Genomic DNA, 18,532 nt, shown 5'->3' with positions numbered 1-18,532 from the left:
GCCAGCCGATGCCGGGTCCCGGGCAGCCGCAGTTCGGGTGGGGTGCTCCGCCTGGTGGACCGCAGCTGCCGAAGAAGCGGCGCGGCGGGGTGATCGCTGTGTGCGTGCTGCTCGGCGTGCTGGTGGCCGGAGTGATCGCACTCAAGACCGTCTCCTACGTGCTGAAACACAATGGCGACCCGTCGTACGCGCAGCCGACGCCCACCACGTCGTACAGCCCGACGAACGAGCCCACCGAGGAGCCGTCCGGCGGGCCGACCAGCGCCGTACCGACGGCCGAGCCGACGACCGCCCGGCCGACCACGCAGGCGCCGCGGCCGACCGCGACCCGGTCGACCGCGACCGCGACCACTAGGCCGACGACCAACCCAGGTCCGACCGACAGCGACCTGGTGCTGCGGAACAGGCTGTACAAGGCCGGCGCGATGAGATCGGTCAGCTGCAAGGAGTCCAAGGCGCGGCAGAGCACAGTGGCCGGCGCACGGGCCAACTACAAGAACCTGTGGGGCTGCCTGAACAGGGCATGGGCGCCGCTGGTGACCAAGGCCGGTGGGCGGTTCCGAGCACCGACCGTGCAGATGTTCAGCGGGACGATCACGACACCGTGCGGGACCCACAGCGACTCCGGTCCGCCGTTCTTCTGCGGTAGCACCGACACCATCTACATGAACCTCAGCGAGGATCTCGGCAACTACAACCGCTACCCGCAGTCCTACCAGAAGGTGTGGGCGCGGATGTGGATGCTGCACCAGTTCGCGCACGAGTACGGGCACCACGTCCAGAACAACATGGGGATCCTGCAGGCGTACGCGCGGATCCGGTACGAGCGGCCGACGTACGCGATGGAGCTGCAGGACAGCCGCCGGCTGGAGCTGCAGGCGTCCTGCTTCTCGGACATCTTCATCGGCGCCAACCGGCGTACCTATCCGATCACCGGGCAGTCGCTGTTCCAGTGGCGCTGGCTGATCGGGCACGTGACCGACCTCGGGAACGACCACGGCGACGCGAACAACCACCAGTACTGGGCCACCCGCGGGTACAACGCCCGTAACCCGAGCGCCTGCAACACCTTTGCCGCATCGGCGGCGAAGGTGCAGTGAGCGCCGTCACTGGTCTACTTCGAAACGACTGGCCGGAGTAGCTAGCCTGGTGGGTCCGTATCGCGCAAAGTATGTCGCGGAAGATAAGTAGGGGGAGGCGGCTTCGGCGCCCCACCAACGAGCTGCAGAGCTGTAGCCAGCAAGGTCGTGAGGAGCATCGATGTCGGACAACAGGAACCAGCCCCCGGGGAGCGACCCGGCTGACGATCAGCCGGAGCGCCCGCAGGAGCCCGTTCCAGGCCAGCCGCGCGCAGGCCAAGGACCCGGTAATGGTGGTTGGTTCGGAACCCGGGACCACGAGACCGGCCCTCGTGGCGGCGGCCCTGGGGAGCAGCGTCCTGGGGAGCAGCGTCCTGGGGAGCAGCGTCCTGGGGGAGGTCAGCCGGCCACGTGGTGGACGGGTGACTCCGACGCCAAGCGGGAGTTCAGCAACCCGGCCCCGTCCGAACAGCCCCCCAGCAGCTGGTTCGACGGCGGCTGGGACCCCAACCGCCGAGAACACCCCGACCAGCCCGCCCCCGGCCAGCCCCAACCCAACCGCCCTCAGCCGGGCCCGAACCAGCCCGGCCCTGGTCGACCAGGACCGAACCAGGCCGGTCCAGCACAGGCCGGTCCAGCACAGCCCGGCCCAGCCCAACCACGCCCCACCCAGCCCGGCCCGAACCAGCCCGGCCCAAGCCAGCCTGGTCCGAACCGGCCTGCTCCCTGGCAGTCTGGCCCGCCGGCACCCCAGCCCAGCGCCACCCCTCCCAGCCCGTGGCAGTCAGGTCCCCCGCAGGGTCCCCAGGGTCGTCAGAACCCGCAGTCGGGTGCGAGCCCGTCCAGGCCTTCCGAGCCCAACGCTCCTCAGTCGGGGGCGTCGTGGGGGAATCAGTCGTGGCCTCTGCAGACCGGGAACGCTCAGAGCGGTGGATCGCAGTCCGAGTCGAGCGCTTGGCAGTCGTCGCCTTCGCAGCAGCAGCCCCGCCAGCAGCAGACCGGCCCGCACTCCGAGGGCTCGTACCTGTGGGGCCCACAGGGTCAACAGCAGGGACAGCAGCAGTCGTCCCCCTGGAGCAACGCGCTCCCGCCGCAGCAACAGCAGACCGGCCCCCGCCATGCCGCGTCCCAGGGCGGTCACGGCGGTCAGATCGGCCCGATGGGCCAGCCTGTCCAGCAAGCACCCACCTGGCAGTACCCGCCGATCCCGATCCCGCAGCCACCCGGCGGCCGTCGCCGGCGGAAGAAGAAGATCTCCCGCACGCTCCTGATCGGTCTGGTCGTGCTCGCGGTCCTCGTGGTCGGTTCCGGCATCACACTGCTGATCCGCGGCCTCGGCGGTGACGAGCCCGAGGCGAAGACGACTCCGACGACCACAGTCTCGGAGTCCCCGTCCCCGTCCGAGAGCCCGTCCCCCTCACCGTCCCCGTCGACGCCGCGTGGCCCGACGGCCGACGAGGTCGTCAAGGGCAGCCGGCTCTACGCGATCGGCCCGCTCGCCGCGTCGAAGTGCGCGGAGCCGCCGTTCGCACCGGTCACCGTCCCGGCCGCGCAGCAGTACTACAACCGCCTGCTGCCCTGCCTGAACCGCACCTGGTGGCTGGCGATGAAGAAGGCGAACCTGCCGTTCCGCAACCCGAAGGCCGTCGTGTACGTCGGTAAGGCGCCCTCCCCCTGCGGCGTGCAGCGCAGCGTGCGGGCGGCGTACTGCGGCGCGAACGAGACGATCTACCTGCCGTTCACCGTCGACAACGGGTACTACAAGTCCAACCCGGTCTACACCCGCGCGGCCATGCTGAACACGTTCGCGCACGAGTACGGCCACCACATCCAGAAGCTGAGCGGGATCCTCGCGTCGTCGATGGCCCGGCAGAAGAGCATGACGCCCAACCAGAAGCTGACCGAGAGCCGCCGCCGCGAACTGCAGGCGACCTGTCTCGGCGCGGTCTACCTCGGTGCCAACGCGCCGTACATCCCGATGAACGGCGTACTGCTGAACAACTGGAAGTTCCTGATCTCGCACTCGGGTGACGACTACTCCCGGCCGCGGGTCCACGACCACGGCAACCGGGTCAGCAACTACCAGTGGTCGATCACCGGCTACAACACCAAGAAGCCGGACTCCTGCAACACCTTCACCGCAGCCGACGTCCGAGTGAACTAACCCGCGAGACAAGTAATGGTGGGTTGCCACCTGTTATTACCTGTCTCCAGCCACCAGCGACTGCCCCCACTCCCCACCTACCAGCCGTCCCGCCGAAGAGCCACCGCCCGTCGAGCCTACGACGGGCTCTCCGGCTCTTGTGGCTGATGTGTGGGTGGTTGTGTGCCGGGGCGGGTGGTGAACGGCTGGGTATGCAGTCTCGACAGGAGGTGCCGGGTGGCTGGGTAGTGCACCCGAGCGTGAGTGTGGTCGTGCGTACGGTGTCTGGCCGGTGCTCTACCTGTCGAGCTGACCACCACCCGCAAGCTCCTGGCTGCTGTGGCTCCCCAAACCGGTTTGGGGAGCGTTTCGTCCGGGACTGGGGAGCCGTGCATCCCGGAAACGGCAGGTGAATCGTCCCCAAACTGGTTTGGGGAGCTCTGCTGCCCGGGACGTGGTGGGTGGAGACCTTGGGCTGTCGCTTTGCTGCCCGATCCGGGTCGGCCTCGGACAGCGGGGAAACAAACTTGCACCTAGCGACGGTTTCTTTCCCGCCACGACGGCGTACGCCGGCCGGCGCGCCGCCCACACATCGGACAGCAGTGCCGGTTATCCCCTCGCGTTGGGGGTTCTCTACTGCTACACGAGCAGAGAACCCTGCACCCGGGGGGTTATCCGTTCCGGTGCGCGGTGGGCGGTGCGGGCGTGTGGGCGGGGTGGTTGCTGTGGGGCCGGGTCGGCGGTGTCAGCCGAAGAGGCGGCGGGCGGTGGTCAGGGTGCCGCCGAAGGAGGTGACGAAGTTGCTGAGCGATTCTCCGATGTCGGACAGGTGCCAGTTCTCCGGACCGGAGTACCAGCCGATGCCCTCGTCCGGGTCGTCGTCGTCATCGGTGGCGGCGATCTCCAGCGCCCACTTCTCGGTCATTCCGAGCACAGCGGCGTACGGGAGGCAGCGGGACGCGAACTCGAGCCGGTGGCTCTGCGGCAGGTCGGACGAGGTCTCGTTGGCCAGGTAGTTCTGCAGACCGGCCACGCGGCCCAGTACGGCGGCACCGCGCGCGGTGCGAGCCGGTGCGGCCTGCCCGACTAGAGCGAGCACCAGACCGGCCGCCATGACGGCGAAACCGACCAGGGCGAACTTGCTGACGATCGCGAGCACGATGGTCAGTACGACGCCAGCACCGAGTAGCACCACGCCAGCGGTGGTCCACCGGTTCCGGACCGCGTCCGGGCGGTTGTTGAACCAGCCCTGCGTGACGACGTCGGCGTACAGCTGCTCGCGGACCAGGTTGAGACGCGGCCGCAGCGACGGGCCGAGCGCGGAGACGAGCACCGAGTCGCCGTCCGCGAACACCGCGTCCAGCAGGGCCTTCTCGTACGCCAGCAGCTCCGGACCGCCCGGGTGCAGCCGCCGCAGCTCCCAGTCGAGCTTGCCGAAGTGTGACTCGCGCGGCTGCTCGACGATCGTCAGGTAGTTGCGCACGGCAAGGTCCAGCAAAGTTGCGGTGATGTCGACGACGTCGGCCGTCTCGTCCACCACGGTGCCGACCTGGCCGGGCCGGATCCCGTCAGGAGCGGCGAACTGCGGGCCGTCGGCGCTGTCGAGCACCGGGCGCTCCGGCGCTCCGTCACCGACCTTCGCGGCGTCCCGGCCGCGGAAGAACCACAGGCCGACCGCACCGAGCAGTCCGAGCCCGAACACGATCACTGCCAGCCCGACGGTGGTCTTGTCGACCGTGAACGCCCTCCCGAGCGTCCACCGGGTGGAGTACTGCGCGTTCGCCTGCACGGTCGCCTGGTCGCTCAGCCCGGTCAGGAACGTCACCCGGCCACCGGCGGGTACGCCGTTCTGCTCGATCTGCAGCGCGGCCGACTCGGCGAGCTGGGACGACGTACACGGAAGACTCGAACCGGTGCGGCCGGCGAAGCAGGTCACCCAGGTCGCGAACGGGACGCCGACGGTCAGGCTTGCCTTCGGGATCGAGGTGGCGAAGCCCTGCACGATCGGCCAGCTCACCTGGCGGCCCTCGGTCGAGTCGGCGACGACGTTGTCCACGGTGTAGCTGTAGACGATCTTCGACTGCCCGGACACGTTCAGCGTCAGCTTGCGGCCGTCGTCGGTGCTGTCGTTCTGGAAGCCCTGGGCAGGCTGTCCGTTGACGGTCGCGGACACGTCCTTCAGCTCGTACGTGCGGTCCCGCTCGGAGTCCGACCGGACCCGGGTGGCCAGCGTGCGGCTGAACGTCGTACCGCCTGCGGTCAGGTCGACCGTCTCCTTGACCTGCAGCTCACCGTCCTTGGTGAGCGTCGCGTCCGCGGAGTACGCGGTGATCTGGTCCCCTGCCATCGGGGCCACCGCGTCGGCGGCCACAGTGCTCAGGGCAACGAACAACGGGGCGGTCAGGGACATCAGCAGGGCAGCCGGGAGGAGGCGGCGCTTCGGTGACATGGGTCGAGGGTAGTCTCGTGCCGGTTCGTGCAGCGAACTCGACCGACCGCGTGACCCGACCACTGGAGGCCAGACCTGTGAGCAGCCCGTACGGGTACAGCGGCCCACCGCAGGGTGCACCGCAGGGCCGGCCACTCGGCCCGCCGCCTGGTGTGCTGCCACCACCGCAGGCCGCGCCGTGGCCGCCGCAGCAGGGTCAGTATCCGCAGGGTCCGGCGCAAGGTACGCCGTACCCGGGCCGGCCGTACCCCGGTCAGCAGTACCAAGGGCAGCAGTATCAAGGGCAGCAGTACCAGGGTCAGCAGTTCCCAGGTCAGTTCCAGCCGTACTACGGCGGTCCGGGTCAGTTCAACGGGTTCCAGCCGCCACGGAAGCGCGGCGGCGCGCTGCGCCTGGTCCTGGTCAGCTTCATCTTCCTCACCTTCATCGGTGTGTCGGTGGCCGTGCTGGCCGCCCTGCTGGGCTCCGACAGCACCACGGACACGGCCGAGCCCAAGGTGACCGGGCCGTCGATCGTGCCGACGCCGACGACCACACCCGAGAAGGGCACCGCCGAGGACTTCCTGCTGAACGCCGACATCTACCGCACGGGTGCGCTGCCGCAGCAGAACTGCCCGGCGGCCAACCTCGGCAGCGGCAGCCTGGCGTCGCAGAAGGTCTACTACCAGCGGCTCTTCAAGTGTCTGAACGACGCGTGGCGGCCGATCTTCAAGGAGCTCGGCGAGGAGAAGCCGGACCCGGGCCTGGTCGTGTTCGACCAGCCGGTCCAGACGCCGTGCGGCAACTTCGCACCGCTGTCGGGACGGGTGCTGGCGTTCTACTGCTACGGCAACCAGGTGATGTACACCGACGTGAAGCAGATGAACCGTGCCTTCGGTCCGCAGCAGGACCTGGCGTACCTGATGACGATCGCGCACGAGTACGGCCACCACGTCCAGGGCGTCACCGGGCTGTTCTACGCCCGTGCCGTGTATGTGCAGGACCATCCGGAGCAGAAGCTGGAGAGCTCGCGGCGTAACGAACTGCAGGCGTCCTGCTTCGCCGGTGTGTTCAGCAAGGCCGTGGCGAAGTCGTACCCGCTGACCGACCGGCTGCAGGAGTTCAAGGAGCAGTCCAGCAACAGCTTCGGTGAGTCGGCCGACACACCGGAGGACGAGCGGACGCACGGTCTGGCGACCAGCCAGGGCTTCTGGATCCAGAACGGCTTCAACATCGGTGAGAACAAGGCCTGTGACACCTTCGCGGTATCGGCGGACCTGGTGAAGTGACGACCCGGCTGATCGGGGGCCGCTACCTGTTGGGGGAACCGCTCGGCTCGGGCGGTATGGGCTCGGTGTGGCGTGCCCACGACCAGCAGCTGGACCGGGTGGTCGCGCTGAAACGCGCGCATCCCGGGGTGGACGACCCGGACGGACGCCGGCTGCGCCGTGAGGCGCGGACCGGTGCCCGGCTGCACGACCCGCACGTGGTGACGATCTTCGACGTGGTGACGGACGGGGACGAGCACTGGCTGGTCCTGGAGTACCTGCCGTCGCGGAGCCTGGACGAACTGGGCAAGCTGCCACCCGACCAGGTCGCGCGGATCGGCGGACAGATCGCGTCGGCGCTGCAGGCCGTGCACGCGGCAGGCATCATCCACCGGGACCTCAAGCCGGCCAACATCCTGGTCACCGCGGACGGTACGGCGAAACTCGCGGACTTCGGCATCTCGCGGCGACTGTGGGCCGAGGCGACGCTGACGGACAGCTCGACCGTCGGTACGCCGGCCCACCTGGCACCGGAAGTAGCCAACGGCAACGAACCGACGACCGCCTCCGACGTGTTCTCGTTGGGCGCGGTGCTCTACACGGCGCTGGAGGGCCACTCGCCGTTCGGCGACGACCCGAACCCGCTGGCGGTCCTGCGGCGCGCTGCACGCGGTGAACTGGAGCCGTTGCGGCGCGGTGGCGAGCTGACGCCGCTGATCACGCGGATGCTCGCTGTAGAACCAGCCGACCGCCCGTCGGTCGCCGAGGTCGTGAACGAACTCGGCGGTACGGCGGCCGCGCCCGTCAACAGGCGACGCAGACGATGGGTGATCCCCGCGGCGGCTGCCGGTGTCGCGGTGGTCGCCGTACTGGCGGTTCTGATCGGACGGGCGGTGTCGGGGCCGTCGGAGCCGTCGGCCGCGCCCACGACGGCTGTCGCCGGTCCGGTGGGTGATCCGTTGACGGCGGATCCCTGTGCGTTGATCGACGCGGCGTCGCTGAGCAAGTTCGGGGAGGCGACGCTGGAACCGGCGTACGGGAACTTCGACCGGTGTGACGTGGTGGTGAACGGCAGCGGCGGCCAGCAGGTCGACGTACGGGCGGAACTCGACGAAGCAGACAACGAACTGCCTCAGGGTGCGGTGGAGAAGTTGACCGGCAACCTGAACAAGGTCGTCCGTGGGCGGGCCGGCGACGGCGACTGCGAACGCGTACTCGTGCTGTCGGACGGTACGCATGTAGTGGTCGAGGCCCGGCACACCGACGGGTCCGGGATGGACGTGTGCGCGATGGCGGAAGCCGTGACGCAGAAGGCGATCGGGGTCATGAAGGCCGGGCCGATCCCCCGCCGTGCGCAGCCGTTGCCGGCCGCGTCGCTGGCGCATCTCGACGCCTGCACGCTGCTGGACAACCAGGCGCTCGAGCTGATCCCGGCGGTGGACGCGAAGCATCCGGACACGTCGTTCGGCGGCTGGTCGTGCGGTTGGGAGAGTACGACCAGCGATCTGTCGGTGGACGTCCGGTTCGACCGGGACCAGCCGCTGGACGCGTCGGACGGGCGCCCGGCGACGATGTCCGGCCGGTCCGCGTTCGTCTCGAGCGAGGACGACGGCCCGGGGACCTGTGCGGTGCTGATCGTGTTCCGGCAGTACGCCGATACTGTCGAACTGGTGACCGTCATCGCGAGAGGCCCCGGTACGCAGACCTCATTGTGCGGACTGGCCACGAAGCTAGGTCAAGCAGTCGCGACGAAGCTGCCGAAGGCCTGAGATGGAGCGTCTCCCTCCGAACCAGGCCAGCCTGTCCCGCGGCGTACCTGATGCGAAGCCGGGCACCATCTTCGTGCTGAGCGTCGCAGGTGGTGTCAGCCTCGACGCCGGACCACACCGGACGATCCTGTTCGGACGCAACCGTCCCGAGGTGCATGTCTGCATCGGCGAGGACGATCCGCGCGTCAGCCGGATGCACGGCTCGATCAGCCACCGCAGCGGTCAGTGGTACGTCGCAGTGACCGGGCGACTGCCCGTGCGGTTCCCACGTCAGCGGACGCTGTTCGCCGGCGAGGACCCGATACCTCTCGCGGCTGGTTACACACCGCTGTTCGTACAGGGCTCCAGCGGGCGCGAGCACCTCCTGGAGGTGTACGTCGTGGGCGACAGCGGGACTCGCCCCGTACCGCGGCCACGTGAGTCAACGCACCCGCCGCGCGTCTGGCAGCTGTCTCCGGCTGAGAAGCTCGCGTTGATCGTGGTCGGCCAGCGCTACCTGCTGCACGACCTGCACCCGCTGCCGCTGTCCTGGCGACAGGCCGCGGACCAGCTGGCCGAGCTGCAGCCGACGGAGAGCTGGACCGCCAAGCGGGTCGAGCACCTGGTCTCGAACGTCCGCAGTCGGCTGTCGCGGGACGGCGTACCCGGCCTGACTCGTGAAGAGGTCGGTGAGCCGGTCGGCAACGCCCTGAACGACAACATGTTCCGGGAACTGCTGCTGAGCACCACACTGGTCCCCGCGGACCTCGACCTACTGGACTGAGTTCGGGAGGGGTCCCCGGCGACCGGACTTACCGTCGCCGGCATGACCAAGCCGCCCCGCACCACGACCCGCGACAACTCCATCAACGTCCCCGTGTGAGGCACTCCTGGGTGTGAGCAAGCGATTGATGGGCATCCCCACGTGTTCGCTTCGAGTTATCCAAGCCGTAACTGGGCGGCGTAGTATCCGCCCGTGACGTTGCGACGCGGGGACCTGGCGACAGCCTCGCGGACGTTGGTGGATGTGCTCGAGGAGACAGCCGCCAAGTACGCTGACGAACCCGCACTCGACGACGGCAGCGTCAGCCTGAGTTATCGCGAACTGCTGGCGCAGACCACCAAGTTCGCGGGCCGGTTGACCGCCTCGGGTATCGGACCCGGCGATCGCGTCGGGATCCGGATCTCGTCGGGGCACAACGACCTGTACGTCGCGATTCTCGGCACCCTGCAAGCAGGCGCGGCGTACGTCCCGGTCGACGCCGACGACCCGGAGGAGCGTGCCGAACTCGTTTTCGGTGAGGCAGCCGTCGCGGCCACGGTCGGCGACGAGCTCGAGCTCACGATCACCCGTCCGCAGCAGGCGCCGCTGGCCGACAACGACGCGGCCAACGGCGCCTTCGACTATCCGTACTCGGCTCGCATGGATGCCACGAGTACGACGAATTCGCCGCGCGGCAGCACCGGCCCGGAGCCGACCGACGACGCGTGGATCATCTTCACCTCGGGCTCGACCGGCGTACCGAAAGGTGTCGCCGTCACGCACCGATCGGCGGCCGCGTTCGTCGACGCCGAGGCCCGCCTGTTCCTGCAGGACGAGCCGATCGGGCCCGACGACCGGGTCCTGGCCGGCCTGTCCGTCGCGTTCGACGCGTCCTGCGAGGAGATGTGGCTGGCCTGGCGGTACGGCGCCTGCCTCGTGCCCGCACCACGTTCACTGGTTCGCACCGGTATGGACCTCGGCCCGTGGTTGGTTGCCCAGGGCATCACTATCGTCTCGACCGTGCCGACGCTGGCCGCGCTCTGGCCACCGGACGCCCTGGATCAGGTCCGGCTGCTGATCTTCGGCGGTGAGGCCTGCCCGCCGGAGCTGGCCGAACGCCTGGCGATCGAAGGCCGCGAGGTCTGGAACACCTACGGCCCGACCGAGGCCACCGTGGTGGCGTGCGCCGCCCGCCTCACCGGCGAAGGGCCGGTCCGGATCGGCCTCCCGCTGGACGGCTGGGACCTCGCCGTTGTAGATGCCGCAGGCAATGAAGTCGCCGACGGGGAGATCGGTGAGTTGATCATCGGCGGCGTCGGCCTGGCCCGGTATCTCGACCCGGCCAAGGACGCCGAGAAGTTCGCCCCGATGCCGGCCCTCGGCTGGGACCGCGCCTACCGCAGCGGCGACCTGGTGCGGTCCGACCCGTTGGGCCTGCTGTTCCAGGGACGCGCCGACGAGCAGGTCAAGCTCGGCGGCCGCCGGATCGAGCTCGGCGAGGTCGACGCCGCTCTGCAGGCCCTCCCTGGTGTCTCCGGCGCCGCGGCCGCCGTACGCAACAGCGCCGCGGGCAATCAGCTCCTCGTCGGGTACGTCGTACCGGACGAGGCCGCCACCTTCGACAACGCGAAGGCCACCGAGCGTCTGCGTGAAGCGCTGCCCGCCGCGCTCGTGCCGCTGCTGGCGGTCGTCGACACACTGCCGACCCGGACCTCCGGCAAGGTCGACCGCAACGCGCTCCCCTGGCCACTGCCCGGAATGGACGGCGACAGCCCGGCCGTCGAGCTGGACGGCACCGCAGGCTGGCTGGCCGAACGCTGGACGAAGATCCTTGGCGCCAAGGTCACCGGACCCGACAACGACTTCTTCCTGCACGGCGGCGGAAGCCTCGCCGCGGCGCAGCTGGTCTCGGCGCTCCGCGAGCGGTTTCCGGACGTCACGGTCGGCGACATCTATGAGTACCCGCGCCTAGGGGCGCTCGCCGAGCGGCTCGACGACTTCAAGCCCGCAGCCCTCGAGCCGGTCGAGCTGCGGGAGATCCGGCCGACGCCGAAGAGCACGCAACTCCTGCAGACCGCGCTGACGCTGATCCTGCAGACCGTCGTCGGTGTCCGCTGGCTGGTCTACGTGTTCACGCTGAACAACCTCCTCGCCGCGCTGATCGAGCCGCTCCCCTGGGCGCGGACCGTGTCCTGGTGGTGGATCCTGGCCGGCTGGCTGATCCTGATCAGCCCGGCGGGCCGGATGGGCATCGCGGTCGTCGGCGCCCGGATCCTGCTCCGCGGCCTGAAACCGGGCACCTATCCACGAGGCGGCAGCGTCCACGTCCGGCTCTGGGCCGCCGAGAACCTCGCCGACGCGGCCGGCGCCGCCAATCTGGCAGGCGCGCCCTGGATCGCCTACTACGCCCGCGCGCTCGGCGCGAAGGTCGGCCGCGGCGTCGACCTGCACACGCTGCCACCGGTGACCGGCATGCTCACCATGGGCCGCGGCGCCTCGATCGAGCCCGAGGTCGACCTGGCCGGCTACTGGATCGACGGCGATCGGCTGCACGTCGGACACATCTCCGTCGGCCCCGATGCGGTCGTCGGTTCCCGCAGCACGCTGCTCCCGGGCGCAGAGATCGGCCGGAGCGCCGAGATCATGGCCGGCTCGGCCGTCTCCGGCAAGGTGCCCGACAACGAGCGCTGGTCCGGCTCGCCCGCGGCAAGGATCGGTCGCGCGCGGCACCCGTGGCCGGACCACCGTCCCGCGCGCGCTCCGTGGTGGGTTGCGGCGTACGGCGCCCAGTCCGCGCTCATGTCCCTGATCCCGGTCGCGGGGGCCGCTACGGCGTTCGTCGTCCTCGGCTACGCGCTGCGCGGCACCCAGACACTGCCGGACGCGGCGCTGCACGCGCTGGGCGCGATCCCGTTGATGACGCTGGTCGGGTTCGCCACCATCACGGTCCTCACGCTGATCGGCGTACGGCTCCTCGGCATCGGGATCAAGCCCGGCCACTACCCGGTCCGCAGCCGGATCGGGTGGCAGGTCTGGGCGACCGAGCGGCTCCTCGACTCCGCGCGCACACTGCTCTTCCCGCTGTACGCGAGCCTGCTGACCCCGTGGTGGCTGCGCGCGCTGGGCGCGAAGATCGGCCGCGACGTCGAGGCGTCGACGGTCCTGCTGCTGCCGAAGATGACCACCGTCGGCGAGGGCGCGTTCCTGGCCGACGACACAATGATCGCGTCGTACGAGCTCGGCGGCGGCTGGCTGCACGTGGCCGGCGCGAAGGTCGGCAAGCGTGCCTTCCTCGGCAACTCCGGGATGACCGCGCCCGGGCGGAGCGTCCCGAAGAACGGCCTGGTCGCCGTGCTGTCCGCGGCCCCGAAGAAGTCCAAGGCCGGTACGTCGTGGCTCGGTTCGCCACCGGTGAAGCTGCGCCGGCAGACCGTCTCGGGTGATCAGAGCCGCACGTTCAACCCGCCGTACAAGCTCAAGGTCGCCCGCGCGCTCGTCGAGCTGTGCCGGTTCGTCCCGATGATGTGCACGGTGCTCATCGCCCTCGGCGTGCTGTTCGCGCTGCAGGCGCTCGACCTCTGGCTGGGTCCGTGGTGGACGATGCTGCTGTCCGGCGCGGTCATCCTCGCGGCCGGCGCGGTCGCGGGCGGGATGGCGACGGTCGCGAAATGGGTCATCGTCGGCCGGACGAGAGCCGTCGAGTACCCGTTGTGGAGCTCGTTCGTCTGGCGCAACGAGGTGGTCGACAGCTTCGTCGAGCTGGTCGCCGCGCCGTGGTTCGCGAACGCCGCCGCCGGCACGCCGGTCCTCACGCTCTGGCTGCGGTCACTCGGAGCGAAGATCGGCAAGGGCGTCTGGTGCGAGACGTACTGGTTGCCGGAGGCAGATCTGGTCACCCTGGGCGACGGGGCCACGGTGAATCGCGGTTGTGTGCTGCAAACGCACCTGTTTCATGATCGAGTTCTCTCCATGAACACAGTCACCTTCGGGGCCGGGGCAACCCTCGGCCCGCACGGCATCGTCCTTCCGGCGGCCGAGGTAGGAGCAGGAGCTACCATCGGGCCGGTGTCTCTCGTGATGCGTGGTGAAGGTGTGCCGGCGGGTACCCGGTGGGCCGGGAACCCGATCGGTCCCTGGCAGGACTGATGGTTGACCCGTATGTGCCCAGCCACGGAAGCAACGACTACAAGGTCGAGTCGTACGAGCTGGACCTGGACTACCGGGTCAGCAGCAACCGGCTGACCGGCAAGGCGACGATCACGGCATTCGCCACCCAGGCGCTCTCGCGCCTCAGCCTCGACCTGTCCGGGCTCCGGGTGTCGAAGGTGTCGGTGAACGGCCGCCGGCCGCAGCGGTACGTCCATCGTGGCGGCAAGCTGCACATCACCCCGGCGACGACGATCCCGGACGGCGCCGAGTTCTCGGTCGACGTCCAGTACAACGGGAACCCGAGGCCCGAGGACAGCCCGTGGGGCGAGCTCGGTTGGGAAGAGCTCACCGAGGGCGTGATCGTCGCCAGCCAGCCGAGCGGTGCGGCCACCTGGTTCCCGTGCAACGACCACCCCGGCGACAAGGCGCACTACCGGATCTCGATCACCACGGACTCGCCGTACCAGGTCGTCGCGAACGGGCGGCTGGTGTCACGCCGGGTGAAGGCGAGCCGTACGACGTGGGTTTTCGATCAGGCCGCGCCGATGGCGACGTACCTCGCGACCGTGCAGATCGGGCGGTACGACGAGGTGGACCTGGCCGCGTCGCCTGTGACGATCCGCGGCGTGCTGCCGGCCGCGCGGAACCGCGAGTTCCGGCACGACTTCGGGCGCCAGCAGGACATGATGAAGCTGTTCTGCAAGCAGTTCGGGCCGTACCCGTTCGGTGGGTACACGGTCGTGGTGACCGACGATCCGCTGGAGATCCCGCTCGAGGCGCAGGGCATCTCGGTGTTCGGCAGCAACCACGTCGACGGCCGGAACGGGTCGGAGCGGCTGGTCGCGCACGAGCTGGCGCACCAGTGGTTCGGGAACAGCCTGACCCCGGCGAACTGGCAGCACATCTGGCTGAACGAGGGCTTCGCCTGCTACGCCGAGTGGCTGTGGTCGGAGGAGTCACGCGGACTCTCCGCCGACCAGCAAGCAGCCAAGGCGCACACGCGGTTGAAGGGCCTGCCACAGGACCTGATGCTGTCGGACCCAGGCCCGGACCTGATGTTCGACGACCGCCTCTACAAGCGCGGCGCGCTCACCCTGCACGTACTGCGCAAGCACCTCGGCGACGACGCGTTCTTCGACCTCCTCCGTACCTGGACCAAGACGCACCGGCACGGGTCGGTCACCACAGCCGACTTCATCGCCCTCGCCACCACGTTCAGCCCCGACGAGCAGTCCCTACGCCACCTGTTCGCCGCCTGGCTGGACTCCTACGAACTCCCACCACTCCCCAGACGACGCTGATCAGCGGTTGCGTGCCACCTCGGCGGCGGCTTTCACGAAGCGTTCGGTGAGCGGGGTTCTGGTGGCCCAGGCGGTACCGATCCACCAGGTGGCCGCGCGGCCGGGGAGTGGGACGAGGCGGACCTCGGGCGGCGCGATCCGCTCGGCGGTCTGCGGTACGACGGCCGGCCCGGCACCGGCTGCCGTCAGGGCGAGGACGGTCTGCAGGTCGCCGGCCTCTTGGAGTATTTGCGGGTGGCAACCAAGTTCGGCGTACAGCGTGTTGATCTGAGCGGTCAGTCCCGGTCCACGATCCGGTGTCAGGCGGACCAGCGGCCGCCCGTCGATCCAGCCGGCCAGATCACGCGGCAGCTGCTGGTCGGCCGGTACGGCGAGGGTGAGGCGATCCCGTCGTAACCGAAGGTGCTCGAGGCCGGCCGGCACCGGCAACCGTACGAACCCGATCTGCAGGCTCCCGGCCAGCAGCCGCTCGCACTGCACCGCCGAGGACATGTTCTCGAGCGAGATCGTCACTCCCGGCCACCGGCTCCGGAACAGCGCAACCGCCCGCGGCGCCAGCTCGATCCCCGACAACCCGAACCCGATCGCCAGCGAGCCCTCGGTCCCGGACGCCACCTGAACGGCCCGTCGCTCGAAGGCCTCTGACCGGTCCAGCAACTCCAGAGCGTCAGGGAGCAGCAGTTCCCCGGCCGGGGTCAACCGCGCGCCGTGCCTGCCGCGGCTGAACAGCACCGAGCCGACCCTGCGCTCCAGCACCTGGATCTGCTTGGTCAGCGCGGGCTGACTGGTCGACAACTCAACGGCCGCGGCCCCGAAGTTCCGCAGCCTGGCCACCGTGACGAACGCCCGCAGCAGACGGAGATCCATAACCCCAGGATATGGAACCTCTGCGAACCGCTATTGGACGTCATAGGTGCCTCGGCGTTTCGATGGTCGTATGACGTCCTTTCGCGCCGCTGTCGTGCAGTTCGAGCCGACCCCTGACCAGCCCTCGGCCAATCTCGCGACGGTCGAGCGTCTCGCCCGGCAGGCAGTCGGCGACGGCGCCCGGCTGATCGTGTTCCCGGAGATGTGCTTGCTCGGCTACTGGCATCTCCGGCGACACACTCCCGTCCGGCTGCACGAACTCGCCCAGCCTGCAGATGGACCGCTGGTCAGCCGGGTTGTTGCTCTCGCCAAGGAACTGGACGCCGGGATCGGGGTCGGGTTCCTCGAGGATGCCGAGGGCACGTTGTTCAACGCGTACGCCGTCTGCTTGCCGGACGGAACCGTCCACGTGCACCGGAAGCTGCATGCGTTCGAGCACGAGGAGATCGCGAGCGGATCGTCGTACACGGTGTTCGACACGCCGTGGGGCTTCCGGGCCGGCGTACTGATCTGCTGGGACAACAACCTGGTCGAGAACGTCCGGATCACCGCGTTGCTCGGCGCAACGGTCCTGATCGCGCCGCACCAGACCGGCGGGACGAACTCGCGCAGCCCGCACGGGATGAAGCCGATCCCGCTCGAGGTGTGGACGAGCGGGGACCGCGCGGCGATCGAGGAGGCCTTCAACGGGCCGAGCGGGCGGGAATGGCTGATGCGGTGGTTGCCGGCACGCGCGCACGACAACGGGATGTTCCTGCTGTTCAGCAACGGTGTCGGCCGGGACGACGACGAACTGCGCACCGGGAACGCGATGATCCTCGACCCGTACGGCCGCATCGTCGCGGAGACCCCGGTCCCTGCCGAGGCTGTGGTGGTTGCGGACCTCGACCTCGAGCTGGTGCCCCTCGCGACCGGCCGCCGCTGGCTCCGCGGCCGCCGCCCCGAGCTCTATGCCCCGATCACCCAACGCCAAGGCAACGAACTGGATCCCCGAGCCGCCCGCTTCTCTCCGGATCCCGTGGCATCTTTGAGCCCCCACCAACCATAAATCGCGCGCGAATTTGGTTGGTGCGTGCTCAAAGAGGGGTTGGGGTCAGTAGATGAGGGCGGTGGCGATGGCGGTGATGCCTTCGCCGCGGCCGGGGAAGCCGAGGCCGTCGGTCGTTGCCGCGCTCACCGAAACCTCGGCGTCGCACGCGGCGGAGAGAACCTTCTCCGCCTCCTCGCGACGAGTGCCGATCCGCGGGCGGTTGCAGACGATCTGCACCGCGACGTTCCCGATCTCGAACCCGGCGGCCCGGACCCGGCGCGCGGCCTCTGCCACCAGCACAACCCCAGCCGCACCAGCCCATTCGGGCTCGGCAGTACCGAAGTTCGATCCCAGGTCACCCAGCTTCGCGGCGGTGAGCAGCGCCGTACAGATAGCGTGTGCCGCCGCGTCGCCATCGGAATGACCTGACAGCCCGGCCGGCTCGTCCGGCCAGTGCAGGCCGGCCAGCCACATCGGGCGGCCTTCCTCCAGCGGGTGTACGTCGACGCCGTTGCCGACCCGTGGAACCTTCACGAGATCCTCCGCTCCGCGAGCAGTGCCTCGGCGAGCAGCAGGTCCTGCGGCCGGGTCACCTTGAACGCGTCCGGCGAACCTTCGACCGTCCGCACCGTGACCCCGATCCGCTCACACATCATCGCGTCATCGGTCACGGCCGCGTCGGCACCAGCCGCATGTGCGCGCCGCAGTACGTCAGGAGCGAACCCTTGCGGCGTCTGTACGGCCACCAGCGTCGACCGATCGGGCGTGTCGACCACGTCACCGGTCGGCCCGACCCGCTTGATCGTGTCCGTCACCGGCACCACCGGTACGACGGCCTCGGCGCCGGCTCGCACCGCCGCCACGACGCGCTCGATCGCATCGGCCGGGACGAACGCCCGCGCCGCGTCGTGGACCAGGATGCAGTCGATCCCGTCGATCGGCACCACGTCCAGAGCTGCTCGCACCGAGGCAGGCCGCTCCGCACCGCCGGCCACCACGATCAGTCGCGCATCCCCGACGTACGGCGTGAGCTCCTTGCCGACCGTCTCCTCGGAGCCGGGCGGCACGGCGACCACGAAACAGACGAGGTCGGCGGCGGTCGCTGCCTTCAGTCCACGCACCGCGTGGACCAGCAGCGAATCGCCACCGACCTCTCGAAATGCCTTCGGGGTCTCACCACCCAGTCGCAGCCCTAGCCCGGCCGCGGGAATCACGACCGCGCTACTCATGGGATTCGACTACGAAGCGAGGACCTCGTCGAGGATGGCTTCCGCCTTGTCCTCGTTGGTGTGCTCGGCCAGGGCCAGCTCGGAGACCAGGATCTGGCGAGCCTTCGCCAGCATCCGCTTCTCACCGGCGGACAGACCGCGGTCACGCTCACGGCGCCACAGGTCGCGGACGACCTCTGCCACCTTCAGCACGTCACCGGAGTGCAGTTTCTCCAGGTTCGCCTTGTAGCGTCGCGACCAGTTGGTCGGCTCCTCCGTGTGCGGTGCACGGAGCACGTCGAAGACGCGCTCCAGGCCAGCCTGATCCACGACGTCACGCACGCCGACGAGATCGAGGTTGCACGCGGGGACCCGGACGACCAGGTCGTGCTGTGCGACGATCCTCAAGACCAGATAGGCCTTGTCCTCACCTTTGATCTTGCGGGTCTCGATGTCCTCGATGACGGCCGCACCATGATTGGGGTAAACAACCGTCTCGCCGACTGTGAAAGTCATATGTCACGTGCCCCTTTCCAAGACCAATACTA

13 protein-coding genes are annotated in these 18,532 nt (G+C 69.3%); 8 read left to right on the top strand and 5 right to left on the bottom strand.

Annotated features, from left to right (window positions below; translation table 11 throughout):
- Positions 1 to 8 precede the first annotated feature (8 nt).
- Both EV137_RS22525 and EV137_RS22520 read left to right on the top strand, forming a co-directional pair.
- Complete coding sequence (locus EV137_RS22525; protein ID WP_238175491.1) at positions 9 to 1,100, top strand: neutral zinc metallopeptidase; 1,092 nt, start codon at positions 9 to 11, stop codon at positions 1,098 to 1,100.
- A gap of 1,138 nt (positions 1,101 to 2,238) precedes the next feature.
- Complete coding sequence (locus tag EV137_RS22520) at positions 2,239 to 3,243, top strand: neutral zinc metallopeptidase (protein ID WP_134130618.1); 1,005 nt, start codon at positions 2,239 to 2,241, stop codon at positions 3,241 to 3,243.
- 724 nt (positions 3,244 to 3,967) lie between these two features.
- On the opposite strand, the gene EV137_RS22515 is transcribed toward EV137_RS22520, so the two are convergent.
- Positions 3,968 to 5,671: a DUF2207 domain-containing protein gene (locus tag EV137_RS22515; protein WP_134003329.1), complete on the bottom strand. Its 1,704-nt coding sequence runs from the start codon at positions 5,669 to 5,671 to the stop codon at positions 3,968 to 3,970.
- A 17-nt stretch (positions 5,672 to 5,688) separates the two neighbouring features.
- Between EV137_RS22515 and EV137_RS22510 the strand changes: the two genes are divergently transcribed.
- From EV137_RS22510 to EV137_RS22490, 5 genes are all read left to right on the top strand, one after another.
- The gene (locus EV137_RS22510; protein ID WP_238175490.1) at positions 5,689 to 6,939 is read left to right on the top strand and encodes a neutral zinc metallopeptidase; all 1,251 of its coding nucleotides are present in this window, start codon (positions 5,689 to 5,691) and stop codon (positions 6,937 to 6,939) included.
- Positions 6,936 to 8,687, top strand: a complete 1,752-nt coding sequence (locus EV137_RS22505; protein ID WP_134130617.1) for a serine/threonine-protein kinase — start codon at positions 6,936 to 6,938, stop codon at positions 8,685 to 8,687. The genes EV137_RS22510 and EV137_RS22505 overlap by 4 nt, the downstream gene beginning before the upstream one ends.
- A gap of 1 nt (position 8,688) precedes the next feature.
- Complete coding sequence (locus tag EV137_RS22500; RefSeq protein ID WP_134130616.1) at positions 8,689 to 9,450, top strand: FHA domain-containing protein; 762 nt, start codon at positions 8,689 to 8,691, stop codon at positions 9,448 to 9,450.
- Between the two features lie 192 nt (positions 9,451 to 9,642).
- Positions 9,643 to 13,575 (top strand): Pls/PosA family non-ribosomal peptide synthetase, encoded by a 3,933-nt coding sequence (locus EV137_RS22495; protein WP_134130615.1) that lies wholly within the window; start codon positions 9,643 to 9,645, stop codon positions 13,573 to 13,575.
- Entirely contained in the window at positions 13,575 to 14,879 is a 1,305-nt protein-coding gene (locus EV137_RS22490) for a M1 family metallopeptidase (protein WP_134130614.1), read from the top strand. Before EV137_RS22495 ends, EV137_RS22490 begins: the two co-directional genes overlap by 1 nt.
- Here EV137_RS22490 and EV137_RS22485 read toward each other — a convergent pair whose 3' ends face one another.
- A complete protein-coding gene (locus tag EV137_RS22485; RefSeq protein ID WP_134130613.1) occupies positions 14,880 to 15,746 on the bottom strand; it encodes a LysR family transcriptional regulator in 867 nt (288 codons plus the stop codon).
- 70 nt (positions 15,747 to 15,816) lie between these two features.
- On the opposite strand from EV137_RS22485, the gene EV137_RS22480 reads away from it, so the two are divergent.
- The gene (locus EV137_RS22480; protein ID WP_134130612.1) at positions 15,817 to 16,794 is read left to right on the top strand and encodes a nitrilase family protein; all 978 of its coding nucleotides are present in this window, start codon (positions 15,817 to 15,819) and stop codon (positions 16,792 to 16,794) included.
- A 45-nt stretch (positions 16,795 to 16,839) separates the two neighbouring features.
- Here the strand turns inward: EV137_RS22480 and ispF are convergent, their stop codons facing one another.
- The 3 genes from ispF to EV137_RS22465 are packed head-to-tail and all read right to left on the bottom strand — an operon-like array spanning position 16,840 to position 18,500.
- On the bottom strand, positions 16,840 to 17,310 hold the full coding sequence (ispF, locus tag EV137_RS41115) for a 2-C-methyl-D-erythritol 2,4-cyclodiphosphate synthase (protein WP_134003315.1): 471 nt from the start codon (positions 17,308 to 17,310) through the stop codon (positions 16,840 to 16,842).
- On the bottom strand, positions 17,307 to 18,005 hold the full coding sequence (gene ispD / locus EV137_RS41110; RefSeq protein ID WP_134130611.1) for a 2-C-methyl-D-erythritol 4-phosphate cytidylyltransferase: 699 nt from the start codon (positions 18,003 to 18,005) through the stop codon (positions 17,307 to 17,309). The genes ispF and ispD overlap by 4 nt, the downstream gene beginning before the upstream one ends.
- 9 nt (positions 18,006 to 18,014) lie before the next feature.
- Entirely contained in the window at positions 18,015 to 18,500 is a 486-nt protein-coding gene (locus EV137_RS22465) for a CarD family transcriptional regulator (protein ID WP_134130610.1), read from the bottom strand.
- Between the last annotated feature and the right edge of the window lie 32 nt (positions 18,501 to 18,532).

Source organism: Kribbella pratensis (assembly GCF_004366075.1).
GTDB lineage: Bacteria > Actinomycetota > Actinomycetes > Propionibacteriales > Kribbellaceae > Kribbella > Kribbella pratensis.
This window is presented reverse-complemented; position numbering and strand designations above follow the sequence as displayed.

What these genes read in the sequence shown, in the direction of transcription:
- EV137_RS22525 (WP_238175491.1), top strand. Translation starts at nt 9, where the DNA reads ATGCCGGGTCCCGGGCAGCCGCAGTTCGGGTGGGGTGCTCCGCCTGGT.
- EV137_RS22520 (WP_134130618.1), top strand. Translation starts at nt 2,239, where the DNA reads ATGGGCCAGCCTGTCCAGCAAGCACCCACCTGGCAGTACCCGCCGATC.
- EV137_RS22515 (WP_134003329.1), bottom strand. Translation starts at nt 5,671, where the DNA reads ATGTCACCGAAGCGCCGCCTCCTCCCGGCTGCCCTGCTGATGTCCCTG.
- EV137_RS22500 (WP_134130616.1), top strand. Translation starts at nt 8,689, where the DNA reads ATGGAGCGTCTCCCTCCGAACCAGGCCAGCCTGTCCCGCGGCGTACCT.
- EV137_RS22490 (WP_134130614.1), top strand. Translation starts at nt 13,575, where the DNA reads ATGGTTGACCCGTATGTGCCCAGCCACGGAAGCAACGACTACAAGGTC.
- EV137_RS22485 (WP_134130613.1), bottom strand. Translation starts at nt 15,746, where the DNA reads ATGGATCTCCGTCTGCTGCGGGCGTTCGTCACGGTGGCCAGGCTGCGG.
- EV137_RS22480 (WP_134130612.1), top strand. Translation starts at nt 15,817, where the DNA reads ATGACGTCCTTTCGCGCCGCTGTCGTGCAGTTCGAGCCGACCCCTGAC.
- ispD (WP_134130611.1), bottom strand. Translation starts at nt 18,005, where the DNA reads ATGAGTAGCGCGGTCGTGATTCCCGCGGCCGGGCTAGGGCTGCGACTG.
- EV137_RS22465 (WP_134130610.1), bottom strand. Translation starts at nt 18,500, where the DNA reads ATGACTTTCACAGTCGGCGAGACGGTTGTTTACCCCAATCATGGTGCG.